The sequence below is a fragment of the Paraburkholderia sp. J11-2 genome, assembly GCF_905220185.1.
Taxonomy (GTDB): Bacteria; Pseudomonadota; Gammaproteobacteria; order Burkholderiales; family Burkholderiaceae; genus Paraburkholderia.
Window position 1 is genome coordinate 233,972 of record NZ_CAJMYY010000008.1, and the last position, 14,082, is coordinate 248,053.

Below are 14,082 nucleotides of genomic sequence, written 5' to 3' on the forward strand. Positions count from 1 at the left end.
GCCCCGACATCGCGCCGCTACCAGGGGGCGCGCCCCCGTCACGCAGAAGGAGGATCAAACGGTGTTCGACCCATACGCAAACGACAGCGACGTGCTCAACGTACAAGGCGACGCACTCACGCTCACGAACGGCACGACGCGCGTGACGCTTGCCGGCACGCTGGAGCTTACGCGCGACAAGCGCGGCCTTGCCGCCGCACTGGCGCTAAAGGCGGCGCTCGACGACGTCGTGAAGAAACTGCAGGCCGAGCCGCACCTGCCCGCGAAGGTCGCCGACGAGCCGGACGAGAAGCCCGGCGTCGTCGACAATCCGTTCAATTGATAACACTTACGCGCAGCGCGCGTTAGAACGGCTTGCCTTCGCTCTCGCTCCAGGCGCGCGCCATGAGCGTGTTCGAGGGCAGCGTTTCGTCGAGCAGCTTCTTCGCGCTTTGCGCGCCCGCGATCGGCAGGCCGGTGGGATCGATCGCGCCGATCTGCGCGAGCACCGACGCCTGGTCCCAGTAGATGTGCTCGTTATAGAGCTTGTTGCCGCGAAAGCAGATCACCGCAAGCATCGGCACTTCGAAGTATTTTCCCGTGGGCGCGAGGCCCGGCAGCAGCCAGTCGATTTCGCGGTCGTGCGTGCAGCAGAAGATGAACTCGTCCACCACGCGGTCCGAGCCGATCGTGCGCGAGATCGGGATCAGGCGCGTGTCTTCCGGGTTCGAATGCACGAAGTGGTGCGTGTAGAAGCGCTTGAGCTCGTCGTGGCCCACACCGCCCGTCATCGTGGGAATGTGGTTGACGTAGGGTTGCGCGACCATCGTCGGCATCACGTCGCTCGGGTTGCGCGCGACGAACTCGTGATAGCAGTGCTCTTCCCACAGCGCGTTGAAGTCGTAGATCGGGCCAAGCACGCGGCGCAGCATGGCGAGCGTGCGCGAGTACGCCATCATCGTAGCCGGCTTGTTGTACTGCGGGCGGGCCGGCGAAGCGAACGCGTGATCGCAGCCCGGGTACGTATACAGCTCGACGCCCGGCTTGTCCGAGAGCGCCGCTGCAATGCGTTCGCGCGCGGCGGCGTCGCAGTAGGCGTCGTCGGCGCCGAAGTGCAGCATGAGCGGGCGCGTGATGCGCGCGGCTTCGTCCAGATTGTTTTCGAGCCCCACGGCGTAGTAGCCGATCGCGCAATCGACATCGGTGCGCGTCGCGCTCAGGTACGCGAGCTTGCCGCCCAGGCAGAAACCCACCGTGCCGACCTTGCCGCGATGCTGCGGATGCGCGCGCAGCGCGGCGAGCGTTTGCGCCACGTCTTGCATCGCGAGGTCGACATCGAAGCGCTCGTAGAGCGAGAACGCCTTTTGCGCGTCGGCGCCTTCGTAGCCGAGATCGACGTTCGGCTCCAGACGCCAGAACAGGTCCGGCACCATCACGACGTAGCCTTCCTCGGCGTAGCGGTCGGCGAGCGCGCGCATGTAGCCGTTGACGCCGAAGATCTCCTGCAGCAGCACGAGGCCGGGACCGCTGCCCTCGGGCGGCAGCGCCGTGTAGGCGCGAAATTCGCCGCCGTCATGCGACTTCACCTGGGTCCATTGTCCGTTCATTGGTGTGTCTCCTCCGTTCGTCCTGGTTAGTTGCGCTAGGTTAGCGTCGATCTCGCGCCGATGCAGCGCGCCGAACCCTTCACGCCGTGTCGAAGCCGCCCGCCGCCGCGAGCGGCGGCAACGCCGAATCGCCGCGTATCCACGCGTACTGTGCAAGTTCGGCCATTTCCTTGTCGCCGCGGCTGTCGCCATAAGCGTAGAGCGTGGCGGGCGCATGCTTGCCCCACCACGCGCGCAGTCGCGCGACCTTTTCCGGGCCCCAGCAGTTGTTGCCCGCCAGACGGCCCGTATACACGCTATCGCGCCATTCGAGCTCGCTCGAAAGCACGGTGTCGATGCCGACCGTCTTTGCCCAGATGCGCAGATAGATCGACGGCGACGCACTCACGAGCACGACCTCGTGCCCGAGCGCCTGGTGTTCGGCCACGCGCGCGAGCATTTCGGGGCGCAGCAGCGCGGGCAGACGGCGCTCGACGAAGCGCTGCGCAGCGGCTTCGAGCGCCTCGCGCCGCACGGGCCCCATGGCGGCGTACAGGAAGCGCGCCTTGGTCGGCCCGCGCGGCGACCAGCCGAGCGGAACGCCGATCAGCGAAGGCAGGCAGCGCAGCGCGGCGACGGCGAAGCGGGCGGGGCCGGCGGCGTCGAGCATGAAGGCGCGAAAGCTGTCGGTCGTGGTGATGGTGCCATCAAAGTCGAATGCGGCGATGACGCGGTCGTTCATGAAGCGATATCAGCAGTGCGTGGAAGAGAAAGGCGACGCGGCCGGGCGCGCCGAACGCGCGTCATTGTCGGCGCAAACGCGATGTGGCTGCAAACGAAGTGCGAGTGCTCCGTTGATATTGATGTAATTCATCAATGTGAATCGATATGGACGCGTATTGATGCTGAAACATTGGCATCACTGTGCTTGTGTCGCGAGGCCCGCGGCATCGACGATCTCGATTTCGCCGTAGCGCAACGCGAGCCACCCTTCGCGCTCGAACTGGCGCAGGATCTGGTTCACGGTTTGCCGCGAGAGCGCGAGCATCAGCGCGAGATCCTCCTGCGGCACGTTGATCACGAGGCGCGCGCGCGCCGCGCCGTGCGCGGCAGCCGCCTCCCCGTATTCGTTCGAGAGCAGTAGTAACCGGCGCGCCACGCGCGCGGAAGCACCCAGCAGCGCGCTTTCCTCAATGGCGTCGAACGCCAGCCGCAGCTTTTGCGCGAGCAGCAAGCCGAACGCGTGCCAGTACGCAGGCGTTGCGTCGAGCAGCGCCACGAGCGCCGCGCGCGGCACGTGAAAGAGCGTGGCGTCGCGCTCGGCGTAGGCGTCGTGCGTGCGCGCGCCGCCGTCGAAGAGCGTGATCTCGCCGAACCAGTGTGCGGGCCCAACAACGGCGAGCAGCGCCTCGCGGCCCGCCACGCTTGCCGCCCCCACGCGCACCGCGCCTTCCAGCACGCAGTAAATGCCGTCGTCCGGGTCGCCGCGCATGAAGAGACGCTCGCCTGCCTGCAGCGTGCGCACGCGCCCTGCCGCGCGCAGCGCGTCGCGCAACGGTGCGGGCGCGCCGCGGAACCACGCGCTGCGCTCGAGCGCGGCGACAGCGGACGGTGAACTGGCGGTGGTTGGCGGGGTGGAACGTGAAGGCATCGGGGCAGGTCAAGCGGGCCAGGCGGCCCACAAAAAGCGGCGCAATCGGCGCAATTGTCGGCTAGCCGAAGGTTTGCGCCCGTAAGCCCGACGATCATAATGATTTTGGAGACAGAGAGACACCCATGCGTAACCTGACCGAGCAACTCACCCAGTACGCGGCGTATCACCGCGACGCGCGCAACATCGGTACGCATTTCGTCGGCATTCCGCTCATCGTGCTCGCGCTTGCGGTGCTGCTTTCGCGCCCGGCAATCGCGCTCGCGGCGTTTGGCCTCCCGGTTCCGGTGTCGCCTGCGTGGCTGCTGTTCGGCGCTGCAACGATCTACTACCTCGTGCTGGACGTGCCGCTCGGACTCATGATGGCGGTCGTCTCCGCCGCGTGCGTGGCGTTCGGCGCATGGCTCGCGCAGCAAGGCACCGCCGCGTGGCTAACCGGCGGCGTGGGCCTGTTCGTGGTTGGCTGGATCTTCCAGTTCGTCGGGCACATTGCGTGGGAGCATCGCAAGCCGGCCTTCGTCGACGATCTCATCGGCCTCATCATCGGCCCGCTTTTCGTGCTCGCCGAAGCGCTGTTCAGCTTCGGCTGGCGCCCGCAGCTGCGTGCGGCTATCGAGGCGAAGGTGGGACCTACGCGCATCAACCCGCCGCGCGCTCAGGAAGCGCGGCAGTGACCGGCCGTTGAGCGAGCCTCAGCGCTCGAACCGTATGAGCCGCGCCGCGTGCACCGCCGTGAGCGCGACGGCGAGCCAGATCGGCACGTAAGTCCCGAGCTGGCGCATGCCGAGATGCTCGCCCAGCAGCGTGACCGAAACGATGACGAGGAGCACCGGCTCGACATAGCCGAGGATGCCGAAGAGCGCCATCGGCAGCAGACGGCTCGCTTTCAGGTATGACGCAAGCGCGACGGTGCTGAGCACGCCGAGTCCGGGCAGCAGCACGAAGGCGAGAAACTTGTGCGCGTCGAGCAGCGCGAGCGAGCCGCCCGCACGCACTTCGAGCACCGCCACCGGCACGAGCAGCAGCATCTCCACGGCAAAGGTGACGAGCGAGTCCGCGTGAATCTTGCGGCGCAGCACGAAATACGGCGGATAGCCGAACGCGACGAGCAGCGTGGGCCAGGAGAACGCGTGCGTGGCCCACAACTCGTGCGCCACGCCCACGGCGGCGCACGCCACGGCGAGCCATTGCAGCGGTTCGAGGCGCTCGTGATAGTAAAAGCGCCCCACCAGCACCATGATGAGCGGCAGCAGAAAGTAGCCGAGCGACACCTCCAGCATGCGTCCGTGTAGCGGCGCCCACAGAAACACCCACAGCTGCGAGCCCAGCAGCGCGGCGCTCGCCACCAGCGCGAGCGCGGTGCGCGGCTCTCGCACCATGCGCGCGACGAGCGCACGCAATTGCGGCGCGCGCTGGCGCAGCACCAGCAGGGCCAGCGCGCCAGGCGCGGTCCAGATCACGCGCCACGCGAAAATATCGAGGCCGCCGAGCGGCGCGAGCAGGAGCGTGTACGCCGACATCAGCGCGAACAGCGCCGAAGCGCCCACGGAAAGCGCAATACCGCGCCCGGGTTCGTACTGGTTCATCGGAACACGCGGGTAAGGAAAGCAAAAGCGGAGAGATCGCGAGCGGCGCGGCGCGTAAATTTCGCGCGCGCGGGTAAAAACGTTGTCATTTGAATTGGCTATTGAATAAGGCGCGTGCCGGCGTTGCCGTCGGCGAGACCGCATTCTAGTCGCGTTTTGACGCCGGCAGGCGGCGCAAACCCGTGCCGGACAAGGCGGGCACATGCCGTGCGCGCTTGCGGGCCAGGCACTGGCCGAGGAATTTAGTCCGGCAGATCGCGCAACGATGGACTAGAACGTAAGTCTCGCCATGCCAGCCCGCCAGCGCCTTGACTGGCTGGCATTCGCGGCTGGAATTCGCTTCGACGAGCGAGATTTCACCGGGGCCGCTGGAGCCGCGCCTCGCTTGTCCCGGAGCGCCACGCCTTCGCCGGTCGCCGCGATTCACGCTTCACGACGCCGTCCCTAACGTCCAACGCCCCCTGGAGCCCGCATGCTACGTTCTGCGCCCCGCCCCGCCGTTGTCGACCCCGCCCGCGCATTCGCCCTTTCCCCCGCCGCCAGCACATTCGCCGCCGAAGTGCGTGCGGGTTTGACGCGCTCGCCGCAAAAGGAATTGCCTTCGAAATATTTGTATGACGAAGTCGGCTCGGCCCTCTTCGAAGTCATCACCGTGCTGCCCGAGTACGGCGTCACGCGCAGCGAAGAGCGTCTGCTCACGCGCTACGCGGCCGAGATCGTCGAGGCGCTGCCCTCCGACGTGAAAGTCGCCGAACTCGGCAGCGGCAGCGGCCGCAAGACGCGCCGCATTCTCGAAGCGCTGTGCCGCAAGCGCCCAACGTCCTACTGCCCGATCGAGATTTCGCGCACCGCCCTGCAGCTGTGCCGGCGCGAACTGGCCGATATCGAGCGCATTTCGATCGTCGGTTACGAGCGCGACTATCTCGCTGGTTTATCCGAGGTGAGCCGCCAGCGCAAAGAAGGCGAGCAACTGCTCGTGCTCTTTCTCGGCAGCACGATTGGCAACTTCGCGCGCCTTGCGGCCACGCGCTTCCTGCGCGACATCCGCGCGATGCTGCGCCCCGGCGACACGCTCTTGCTCGGCACCGACCTCGTGAAGCCCGTCGATACGCTGATCGCCGCCTACGACGACGCCATTGGCGCGACGGCCGCGTTCAACCTGAACCTGCTTGCGCGCATCAACCGCGAACTGGACGGCGACTTCGACCTGCGCGACTTCGAGCACGTCGCGCGCTTCAATCCGGACGTGCGCAGCATCGAGATGCATCTGCGCGCGAAGCGCGACGTGCACGCCGAGGTGCACGCGGCGAATCTCGCCGTCGAGATCGGTGCAGGCGAGACGATCTGGACCGAGAGCAGCCACAAGTACCACGCCGATGAAATCCCGGCGATCGCCGCCGACGCGGGCTTCGCATGCACGCGCCAGTGGGTCGAGAAGGAATGGGGATTCGCGGAGAGCCTGCTCGCCGTGAAGTAAGCGGCGCCAGGAACGAAAAAGCGGTGCGCCAGTTACCTGGCGCACCGCTTTTTTATTGCGCGATTCTCAGTGTTGCTCGAAGCGTTCGTAACGTTTTTCGGTCACACGCTCCTCGCTTTCCACCGAACTCACGCGTGCGGCCGGCGGCCCGTGGCGCAGCCACGAAAGCATGCGGTCCACCTGGTTCGCCGTGCCCTGGATCACGGCTTCGACCGAGCCGTCCTCCATGTTCGCGACGTAGCCGCGAATGCGCAGCGCGTGCGCCTGGCGCACTGTCGCGTGACGAAAACCCACGCCCTGCACCGTCCCGCGCACGCGCACGTAGTACGTTTCGAGGCGCGTATCCAGATCCGGTTCGCTCATTGTTCGTTTCTCCATGCATGCTTTACGGTCGGCATTGTAGACGCCAACGCGCACACGCGCCGGGCTCGCGCCACGTACAATCCGTGCCACGCCGCAGCGCCATCACCGAACATGGAAACGACCCTGTAATGACCGACACCTCCCGCGCCAACCGCGATCTCGTCCTGATCACCGGCGCGTCCGGCTTCGTCGGCTCGGCCGTCGCCCGCATCGCGCAGGAAAAGGGCTTTGCCGTGCGCGTGCTGGTGCGCGCGACGAGCCCGCGCAAGAACCTCGAAGCGCTCGACGCCGAGATCGTCACCGGCGACATGCGCGACGCCGCCTCCATGCGCCAGGCCCTGGCCGGTGTGCGCTACCTCTTTCATGTGGCCGCCGACTATCGCCTGTGGGCGCCCGATCCGCACGAAATCGAACGCGCCAACCTCGAAGGCGCCGAAGCCACCATGCGCGCGGCGCTCGACGCGGGCGTGGAGCGCATCGTCTATACGAGCAGCGTGGCCACGCTCAAGGTCACGAGCTCGGGCAACTCCGCCGACGAAACCTCGCCGCTCACCCCCGAGCAGGCCATTGGCGTGTACAAGCGCAGCAAGGTGCTGTCCGAGCGCGCCGTGGAGCGCATGATCGAGCGCGACGGCCTGCCCGCCGTGATCGTCAATCCGTCCACGCCCATCGGCCCGCGCGACGTGAAACCCACGCCCACGGGCCGCATCATCGTCGAAGCGGCGACGGGCAAGATCCCCGCCTTCGTCGACACCGGCCTGAATCTCGCGCACGTGGACGACGTGGCGAACGGCCACTTCCTCGCGCTGGAGCGCGGGCGCATTGGCGAGCGCTATATCCTCGGCGGGGAGAATTTGCCGCTGCAGCAGATGCTCGCCGACATCGCCGGCATGGTGGGCCGCAAACCGCCGACGATCGCGCTGCCGCGCTGGCCGCTCTATCCGCTTGCGATGGGCGCGGAAGCCGTGGCGCGCTTCACGAAGCGCGAGCCGTTCGTGACCGTCGACGCACTCAAGATGTCGAAAAACAAGATGTATTTCACGTCGGCGAAGGCGGAGCGCGAGCTCGGTTATCGCGCGCGGCCGTATCGCGAGGGCTTGAAGGATGCGCTCGCGTGGTTCCGCGAAGCGGGATACCTGAACGCGAAATAAGCGCGAAATGAACGCGAAATGAGCCAGGCTGAGGAAACTGTTACAACTTTTCTTGCAACATGCGTACAACGCCTGAAGGGCAATGCGCGTGAGCTACGGGTAGAATCGCGGGTCTTACCTGAGAAGCTCGCATGAATCTTCAAGACCAGATTGGCGTGCTCGAAGCGGGCGTCGATCAGCTCCTTCAGGCCGCCGCCGCCGCGCACGCACCGCGCGCCGATGAACGCGCCGCCGCAGTTCCCCAGCAGGAATCTCCCGTTGCAAGCAGCGAAGCGGAGCAAGCCGTCGCTGAGCAGCCGCAAACCGTTGCCGTCGATACGGCCGCGGTTGATGCTGACCGCCATGCCGACGCCGCCGCGCCCGCGGCCGCAGAAACCGTTGAAGCCGTTGAAGCTGCAAGTGCAACCGTGACCGAAACCGCCGAAGCCATCGAACCCGCTGCCGAGGCGGCCAACGAAGCGACGAACGCTGCGCCCGCGCAGCCCGAACTGCACGTTGCGCGCCCGTCGCAGAACGAGATCACGCTGACGATCGGCGGCCAGACGGTAACGCTCAACGCGCTGCAGGTCGGCCAGATGATCGAGGAGCTGTCGAACGCGCGCGCCTCGATGCAGCCCGAACCGCCGCCGGGCATTCCGCAAGGCTGGCGTTTCGCATCGACGAAGAATCCGATGATGGCCGTGCAGAAACAATCCAACGGCGACCGCCTGCTGGTGTTGCGCCACACGGGCCACGGCTGGGTGCCGTTCACGTTCTCGCCCGATATCGCCGTGCAGATGTACATGATGCTCACACAGCGCTAACGCGCGGGCGGACAGCAAAAGAGAAAGGGCGCCGAGGCGCCCTTCTTTGCGATTACGACATGCGTTGCCAGATTTTGTAGACTTCGTCGCCGTTGCGTTTGCCCACGACGAGCACCTCGACCGTTTCGCCGGCAATGGCGTACACCACACGATATTCGCCAACATCGAGCCTGCGTTCGCCCGCGTTTGCGCCACGCAATGGCTGGCTGTCGTGGGGTTCCGGATTGCTCAAAAGCGCAAGAATCGCGGAAACGACCTGGCGGTACTGCTTCGCATCAAGGCTTTGGCAGGCCTTCAGTGCGTGCTTCGTGATCCTTAGGTTCATTCACTGAGTTCCTGGCATCGCGCAGGAACGCCGCAACCTCGTCGCTGCTCGTGAAACCTTCCCTGCGAGCGATCTCGGCTTCGATCAGCCAAAGCTTTTCTTCCAGCTCCTGGACACGCGCACGCAGACTTTCGAAGTCGCGCTTCGACACCACGTATGCGGTTAGCCGCTCGTGCCTCGTGATGCCTACGGGGCGGCCAAGGGCTTCGTCCAGAACTTCGCCGAAACGGGTCTTGGCGTCCCTCGCACTGTAAGTTACGAGGGTAGTGCTATTCATAGCTGCCTCTCTCAGGGGATATTCGCCGCGCTTGACCGCGCGTGGTCCTGAGCCTGGCCCGATTAATTTATCGATTAATCGGGCGACGGCGCGAACTCAACGTGTGCCACTTGGACCTAGCGCAAAGACTGCAGAGCCATGCCCTTCACGTGCACGATGCCCGGCTGCAAAACAGAATAGACCAAATGATCCAAAGAAGTCAATTTGGTGCAAAGTAACCATTTTGGATCAAATTGACTAGATCAACGCCCCTGCACCGGCGCCTGCACGCGCGCCTTCCACTGACCGCCCTTGCCCCGCCAGAAGCGCCAGGCCGAAGCGAACGTCGCGCCTACATAGAACAGCGCGACGAGCGGCAGCAACGGCGCCCACAGCGGCGAGCGCCGGTAGTAGGCGAGCATGGGCGAGTAAGCGCAGCACATCAGCGCCCAGGCAATCCACGCGGGCCAGCCCTTCGGCCCGAGCACGAGCGCGACCACGGGCGGCGCGAGATAGATGATCGTCATGCCGAGCAGCGTGCCCGCGAGCTGCCACGCCGAGTAATGCAGCTGCGTGAACGCCGTGCGCGCGATCATGTTCCAGATGTCCTTCCACGAATCGTACGGGCGCAGCGACACGCTCTTCGCGGCGACGTCGAGCCGGATCGGATGATGCCCTTCGCCGCGATGCTTGATCCGCGCGGCGAGGCTGCAGTCGTCGATCAGCTCGGCGCGGATCGACTCGATGCCGCCTGCCTCTTCGAGCGCCTGGCGGCGCACCAACATGCAGCCACCGGCCGCGGCCGCCGTGCGGTTCTTCGGGTTGTTGACCCACGAGAACGGGTAGAGCTTCGCGAAGAAGAACACGAACGCCGGGATCAGCGCCTTTTCCCAGAAGGAATCGCAGCGCAGCCGCACCATCAGCGAGACGAGGTCGCGGCCTTCGGCCTGCGCGCGCACCACAAGCTGCGCGAGCGCTTCGGGCGGATGGCCGATGTCGGCGTCGGTGAGGAGCAAGTAGTCCGCGGGCAGCTTGAGCGTGCGCACGGCCTCGATGCCCTGCGACTGCGCCCAGACCTTGCCCGACCAGCCTGCCGGCAGCGGCTTCGCCGTAATCACGCTGAGCTTTTCCGGGCACTGCAGCGCGAGCGCGGCGGCGCGGGCGGCTTCGGCGGTGCCGTCGGTGCTGTGGTCGTCGATCACGATGACGTGGAACTCGCCGCCGTAATCCTGCTGGAGCAGCGAGCTGACGGCCTCGCCAATCGCGTCGGCCTCGTTGCGCGCCGGCACGACCGCGCACGCGGCAGGCCAGCCGGCCGCGGGCTCGACGATCGGCAGCGGTGCGGCCGGGCGGGCGCGCCAGAAGCCGCCGCGCCCGAACAGCAGCACGAGCCAGATCAGCAGCGAGAGACAGGAAACGGCAAACAGAATGGTCGTAATCATGCGTTGTTACTCTCGATCGAAGGTGCGCGCGCGCCCACGCGGCGCGACAGCCACATGGCCGCCGTGCGCAGGAGCACCACGGCCCAGTCGGGCGCGCGCAGCGCAGGCCGCGCGCGGAACACATCGTAGCCGCCGCGCTCGATGATTTCGAGCACGCGCAGTCCGCCATGCACGACGCTGCACAGCTCGAGGCCGAAGCGCCCCGGCACGCGCAGCGCGAGCGGCGCGCCGCTCAACATGAGCGAGCGCGCGCACGCCACCTCGTGCGCCATCAGCGCGCGCCAGGCGTCGTCCACCTTGCCGGCGGCGATCTGCGCTTCGGTCACGCCAAAGCGCTCGCGGTCGGCGAGCGGCAGGTAAATGCGGCCGCGCGCCCAGTCGGCGCTCACGTCCTGCAAGAACGTGACGAGCTGCAAGGCGGTGCAGATCGCGTCGGAATCGGCGAGATTGTCGGGCGTCGCTTCGTGGATCAGATGCAGCATCAGATGGCCGACCGGATTCGCCGAGCGCCGGCAAAAGTCCAGCAGCTCGAAGCGGTCGGCATAACGTGTGATGTCGATATCCTGGTCGAACGCCGCGACGAGATCGTAAAACGGTGCGAGCGGCAGGCGGCACTCGCGCACCACCTCGGCGAGCTTCGCGAACAGCATGGGATGGACGCGCGCCGGGCGGCCTTCGGCCACCGCGTTCAGGCCCTCGCGAAAATCGGCGAGGCGCATGTGGCGCTCTTCGGGGCTCCAGTCGCCTTCGTCCGCGATGTCATCGAGCGTGCGCGCGACGTGGTAGATCACGCCGACAGGCGCACGCAGCACCTTCGGCAGCAGTACGCGCGCTACCGGAAAATCGTCGTAGTGGTCGGGTTCCATCGAGGCGTCCAGAATGGGGTCGTATCCTCGGGCGCCATCCAGGCGACCCGCAGGACGCGATATTTTAAGGGTTCCCGGAGCATGTTGCACCGCGCAACGCCGACGCACCGGCTTCGCGTACCGTTCTGTGCGGCAGGCGCGACACGCTTTGCGCAGGCCGTGACGCATGCCGCAAGAGCGCCACGCGGGGGGCTTTTCGGGAAAAAATAGACGCGGCCCGGGCGCCACCGTCGCGCGCACGCAGCACCCGCGAGTGCGCTGCACAGCAAACGAAAGGCGAAGGGGTTAAAATGCGCGTCTAGTTTTTACTCCGTCACCCTTTGGCGGACTTTTTGCATCCTTAATAATTAGACAGCCGCCGGCGATCAGGTCATTTTTACCGATTCGCTCGCCTGACGCGGCAGTCGGAGTTCGCCACCTTATGCGAGTGATCCTTGCCCAACCCCGCGGCTTTTGCGCGGGGGTTGTCCGCGCCATCGAAATCGTCGATCGCGCACTGCAGAAACACGGCGCGCCGGTCTACGTGCGCCATGAAATCGTCCACAACCGTCACGTGGTCGAAAACCTGCGCAACAAGGGCGCGCGTTTCGTGGAAGAGCTCGACGAAGTGCCGGAAGGCGCCGTGGCGATCTTCAGTGCTCACGGCGTGGCGAAGACGGTGGAACGTGCCGCCGAGGAACGCGACCTCGACGTGCTCGACGCCACTTGCCCGCTCGTCACGAAGGTTCATGTGCAGGGCCGCCAGTACGTTGCGGCGGGCCGCACGCTGATCCTGATCGGCCACGCCGGTCACCCCGAAGTGGAAGGCACGATCGGCCAGATTCCCGGCACCGTGCTGCTCGTGCAGAGCGAAGCCGATGTTTCGAAGCTCGATCTGCCGCTCGATGCACCGCTCGCGTACGTGACGCAAACCACCCTTTCGGTGGACGACACGCGCGGCATCATCGACGCGTTGCTCGCGCGGTTCTCCGACATTGTCGGCCCGGACACGCGCGACATCTGCTACGCGACGCAGAACCGCCAGGCTGCGGTGCGCGAACTGTCTGATCAGGTGGACGTGCTGCTCGTCGTGGGCGCAACGAACAGCTCGAACTCGAATCGTCTGCGCGAAATCGGCAGCGAAACGGGTGTGCCGAGCTATCTCGTGGCCGACGGCTCGGAAGTGAAGTCCGAGTGGTTCGCCAATGTGCAAACGGTCGGCATCACGGCCGGCGCATCGGCGCCTGAAGAAATGGTTGAGAACGTGATTGACGCGCTTCGCGCGTTGGGGCCTGTCGAGGTGTCGACGATGGCGGGCCGTGAAGAAAAAGTCGAATTCAAGCTGCCGTCGAAGCTCTTGCAACCGCTCGTCGCGCGCGAAGTTTAAGGAGGACACGCTTTGTCTATTCCGCTGCTACAAAAAGTCCGCGTTGGCTCGTACATCTTTCGCCAGCATTTCAGCGGCAACAAGCGCTATCCGCTCGCGCTCATGCTCGAGCCGCTGTTCCGCTGCAATCTCGCCTGCAATGGCTGCGGCAAGATCGACTATCCGGATCCCATCCTGAACCAGCGCCTGTCGCTGGAGGAATGCCTGGAAGCCGTCGATGAGTGCGGCGCGCCAGTCGTTTCCATCGCAGGCGGCGAGCCGCTGCTGCACAAGGAAATGCCGCAGATCGTGAAGGGCATCATGGCGCGCAAGAAGTTCGTGTATCTCTGCACGAATGCGCTGCTCATGGAAAAGAAGATGGACGACTACCAGCCGAACCCGTACTTCGTCTGGTCGGTGCACCTTGACGGCGACCGCGAAGCGCACGACCACTCGGTCTCGCAGGAAGGCGTCTACGACAAGGCCGTCGCGGCCATCAAGGAAGCGAAGCGCCGCGGCTTCCGCGTGAACATCAACTGCACGCTGTTCAACGACGCCGTGCCCGAGCGCGTGGCGAAGTTCTTCGACACGGTCGGCGAGATCGGCGTGGACGGTATCACGGTTTCGCCGGGCTATGCCTATGAGCGCGCGCCGGATCAGCAGCACTTCCTGAACCGCGAGAAGACCAAGAACCTGTTCCGCGAGATCTTCAAGCGCGGCAACAACGGCAAGAAGTGGTCGTTCAGCCAGTCGAGCCTGTTCCTCGACTTCCTGGCGGGCAACCAGACGTACCAGTGCACGCCGTGGGGCAACCCGGCGCGCACGGTGTTCGGCTGGCAAAAGCCCTGCTATCTGGTCGGCGAAGGTTATGTGAAGACCTTCAAGGAACTGATGGAAACCACCGACTGGGACAAGTACGGCACGGGCAAGTACGAGAAGTGCGCGGACTGCATGGTCCACTGCGGCTTCGAAGCGACCGCCGTGATGGACACGGTGGCGCATCCGCTCAAGGCCGCGCGCGTCGCCCTTACGGGTCCGCGCACGCAAGGCGCGTTCGCGAAGGATATTTCGCTGGATGGTCAGCGTCCGGCTGAGTACGTGTTCTCCCGCCACGTCGAGATCAAGCTCGACGAGATCAAGAACGCGGCCAAGACGAAGAAGCCGGTTACGGTCGCGGCGAGCTAATACGCCTTTTCGCGCCGCAAGGCGCGAAAGCGAAAAGGGCGCAACGGTTATGACCGTTGCGCCCTTT

General features: G+C 65.6%; 16 protein-coding genes. 7 read left to right on the top strand and 9 right to left on the bottom strand.

The features are described from left to right. The first annotated feature begins 61 nt into the window (after nucleotides 1-61). The gene (locus tag U5A57_RS13880; RefSeq protein ID WP_321911669.1) at nucleotides 62-322 is read left to right on the top strand and encodes a hypothetical protein; all 261 of its coding nucleotides are present in this window, start codon (nucleotides 62-64) and stop codon (nucleotides 320-322) included. Nucleotides 323-344: 22 nt separating this feature from the next. On the opposite strand, the gene U5A57_RS13885 is transcribed toward U5A57_RS13880, so the two are convergent. The 3 genes from U5A57_RS13885 to U5A57_RS13895 all read right to left on the bottom strand — a co-directional run bounded on the left by U5A57_RS13885 (nucleotide 345) and on the right by U5A57_RS13895 (nucleotide 3,216). Beyond that, complete coding sequence (locus U5A57_RS13885; RefSeq protein WP_321911671.1) at nucleotides 345-1,586, bottom strand: dienelactone hydrolase family protein; 1,242 nt, start codon at nucleotides 1,584-1,586, stop codon at nucleotides 345-347. Between the two features lie 79 nt (nucleotides 1,587-1,665). Further along, nucleotides 1,666-2,307, bottom strand: a complete 642-nt coding sequence (locus U5A57_RS13890; RefSeq protein ID WP_321911674.1) for an HAD family hydrolase — start codon at nucleotides 2,305-2,307, stop codon at nucleotides 1,666-1,668. A 177-nt stretch (nucleotides 2,308-2,484) separates the two neighbouring features. After that, nucleotides 2,485-3,216, bottom strand: coding sequence for a Crp/Fnr family transcriptional regulator (locus U5A57_RS13895; protein WP_321911676.1), 732 nt, complete (start codon nucleotides 3,214-3,216; stop codon nucleotides 2,485-2,487). Between the two features lie 125 nt (nucleotides 3,217-3,341). On the opposite strand from U5A57_RS13895, the gene U5A57_RS13900 reads away from it, so the two are divergent. Continuing rightward, nucleotides 3,342-3,890, top strand: coding sequence for a DUF962 domain-containing protein (locus U5A57_RS13900; RefSeq protein ID WP_321911677.1), 549 nt, complete (start codon nucleotides 3,342-3,344; stop codon nucleotides 3,888-3,890). Nucleotides 3,891-3,908: 18 nt separating this feature from the next. Here the strand turns inward: U5A57_RS13900 and rarD are convergent, their stop codons facing one another. Further along, entirely contained in the window at nucleotides 3,909-4,802 is an 894-nt protein-coding gene (rarD, locus tag U5A57_RS13905) for an EamA family transporter RarD (protein WP_321911678.1), read from the bottom strand. A 472-nt stretch (nucleotides 4,803-5,274) separates the two neighbouring features. Here rarD and egtD point away from each other — a divergent pair, with 472 nt between their 5' ends. Beyond that, entirely contained in the window at nucleotides 5,275-6,279 is a 1,005-nt protein-coding gene (gene egtD / locus U5A57_RS13910) for an L-histidine N(alpha)-methyltransferase (protein ID WP_321911680.1), read from the top strand. A gap of 66 nt (nucleotides 6,280-6,345) precedes the next feature. On the opposite strand, the gene U5A57_RS13915 is transcribed toward egtD, so the two are convergent. Next, complete coding sequence (locus U5A57_RS13915) at nucleotides 6,346-6,642, bottom strand: acylphosphatase (RefSeq protein ID WP_158760811.1); 297 nt, start codon at nucleotides 6,640-6,642, stop codon at nucleotides 6,346-6,348. A 128-nt stretch (nucleotides 6,643-6,770) separates the two neighbouring features. On the opposite strand from U5A57_RS13915, the gene hpnA reads away from it, so the two are divergent. Next, on the top strand, nucleotides 6,771-7,793 hold the full coding sequence (hpnA, locus tag U5A57_RS13920) for a hopanoid-associated sugar epimerase (RefSeq protein ID WP_321911684.1): 1,023 nt from the start codon (nucleotides 6,771-6,773) through the stop codon (nucleotides 7,791-7,793). Between the two features lie 131 nt (nucleotides 7,794-7,924). Next, complete coding sequence (locus U5A57_RS13925; RefSeq protein WP_321911685.1) at nucleotides 7,925-8,596, top strand: hypothetical protein; 672 nt, start codon at nucleotides 7,925-7,927, stop codon at nucleotides 8,594-8,596. Nucleotides 8,597-8,648: 52 nt separating this feature from the next. Here U5A57_RS13925 and U5A57_RS13930 read toward each other — a convergent pair whose 3' ends face one another. From U5A57_RS13930 to hpnC, 4 genes are all read right to left on the bottom strand, one after another. Continuing rightward, a complete protein-coding gene (locus tag U5A57_RS13930; protein WP_321911687.1) occupies nucleotides 8,649-8,921 on the bottom strand; it encodes a type II toxin-antitoxin system RelE/ParE family toxin in 273 nt (90 codons plus the stop codon). Beyond that, on the bottom strand, nucleotides 8,872-9,198 hold the full coding sequence (locus tag U5A57_RS41680) for a type II toxin-antitoxin system Phd/YefM family antitoxin (RefSeq protein ID WP_415774618.1): 327 nt from the start codon (nucleotides 9,196-9,198) through the stop codon (nucleotides 8,872-8,874). Before U5A57_RS41680 ends, U5A57_RS13930 begins: the two co-directional genes overlap by 50 nt. A gap of 242 nt (nucleotides 9,199-9,440) precedes the next feature. Then, the gene (locus U5A57_RS13935; protein WP_321911689.1) at nucleotides 9,441-10,619 is read right to left on the bottom strand and encodes a glycosyltransferase; all 1,179 of its coding nucleotides are present in this window, start codon (nucleotides 10,617-10,619) and stop codon (nucleotides 9,441-9,443) included. Next, complete coding sequence (gene hpnC / locus U5A57_RS13940; protein WP_321911692.1) at nucleotides 10,616-11,485, bottom strand: squalene synthase HpnC; 870 nt, start codon at nucleotides 11,483-11,485, stop codon at nucleotides 10,616-10,618. The genes U5A57_RS13935 and hpnC overlap by 4 nt, the downstream gene beginning before the upstream one ends. A gap of 421 nt (nucleotides 11,486-11,906) precedes the next feature. On the opposite strand from hpnC, the gene ispH reads away from it, so the two are divergent. Then, entirely contained in the window at nucleotides 11,907-12,851 is a 945-nt protein-coding gene (gene ispH / locus U5A57_RS13945) for a 4-hydroxy-3-methylbut-2-enyl diphosphate reductase (protein ID WP_158760806.1), read from the top strand. 12 nt (nucleotides 12,852-12,863) lie between these two features. After that, on the top strand, nucleotides 12,864-14,015 hold the full coding sequence (gene hpnH / locus U5A57_RS13950) for an adenosyl-hopene transferase HpnH (RefSeq protein WP_321911694.1): 1,152 nt from the start codon (nucleotides 12,864-12,866) through the stop codon (nucleotides 14,013-14,015). Nucleotides 14,016-14,082: the final 67 nt, after the last annotated feature.

What these genes read in the sequence shown, in the direction of transcription:
- U5A57_RS13885 (WP_321911671.1), bottom strand. Translation starts at nt 1,586, where the DNA reads ATGAACGGACAATGGACCCAGGTGAAGTCGCATGACGGCGGCGAATTT.
- U5A57_RS13890 (WP_321911674.1), bottom strand. Translation starts at nt 2,307, where the DNA reads ATGAACGACCGCGTCATCGCCGCATTCGACTTTGATGGCACCATCACC.
- U5A57_RS13895 (WP_321911676.1), bottom strand. Translation starts at nt 3,216, where the DNA reads ATGCCTTCACGTTCCACCCCGCCAACCACCGCCAGTTCACCGTCCGCT.
- U5A57_RS13900 (WP_321911677.1), top strand. Translation starts at nt 3,342, where the DNA reads ATGCGTAACCTGACCGAGCAACTCACCCAGTACGCGGCGTATCACCGC.
- rarD (WP_321911678.1), bottom strand. Translation starts at nt 4,802, where the DNA reads ATGAACCAGTACGAACCCGGGCGCGGTATTGCGCTTTCCGTGGGCGCT.
- egtD (WP_321911680.1), top strand. Translation starts at nt 5,275, where the DNA reads ATGCTACGTTCTGCGCCCCGCCCCGCCGTTGTCGACCCCGCCCGCGCA.
- U5A57_RS13915 (WP_158760811.1), bottom strand. Translation starts at nt 6,642, where the DNA reads ATGAGCGAACCGGATCTGGATACGCGCCTCGAAACGTACTACGTGCGC.
- hpnA (WP_321911684.1), top strand. Translation starts at nt 6,771, where the DNA reads ATGACCGACACCTCCCGCGCCAACCGCGATCTCGTCCTGATCACCGGC.
- U5A57_RS13925 (WP_321911685.1), top strand. Translation starts at nt 7,925, where the DNA reads ATGAATCTTCAAGACCAGATTGGCGTGCTCGAAGCGGGCGTCGATCAG.
- U5A57_RS13930 (WP_321911687.1), bottom strand. Translation starts at nt 8,921, where the DNA reads ATGAACCTAAGGATCACGAAGCACGCACTGAAGGCCTGCCAAAGCCTT.
- U5A57_RS41680 (WP_415774618.1), bottom strand. Translation starts at nt 9,198, where the DNA reads ATGAATAGCACTACCCTCGTAACTTACAGTGCGAGGGACGCCAAGACC.
- U5A57_RS13935 (WP_321911689.1), bottom strand. Translation starts at nt 10,619, where the DNA reads ATGATTACGACCATTCTGTTTGCCGTTTCCTGTCTCTCGCTGCTGATC.
- hpnC (WP_321911692.1), bottom strand. Translation starts at nt 11,485, where the DNA reads ATGGAACCCGACCACTACGACGATTTTCCGGTAGCGCGCGTACTGCTG.
- ispH (WP_158760806.1), top strand. Translation starts at nt 11,907, where the DNA reads ATGCGAGTGATCCTTGCCCAACCCCGCGGCTTTTGCGCGGGGGTTGTC.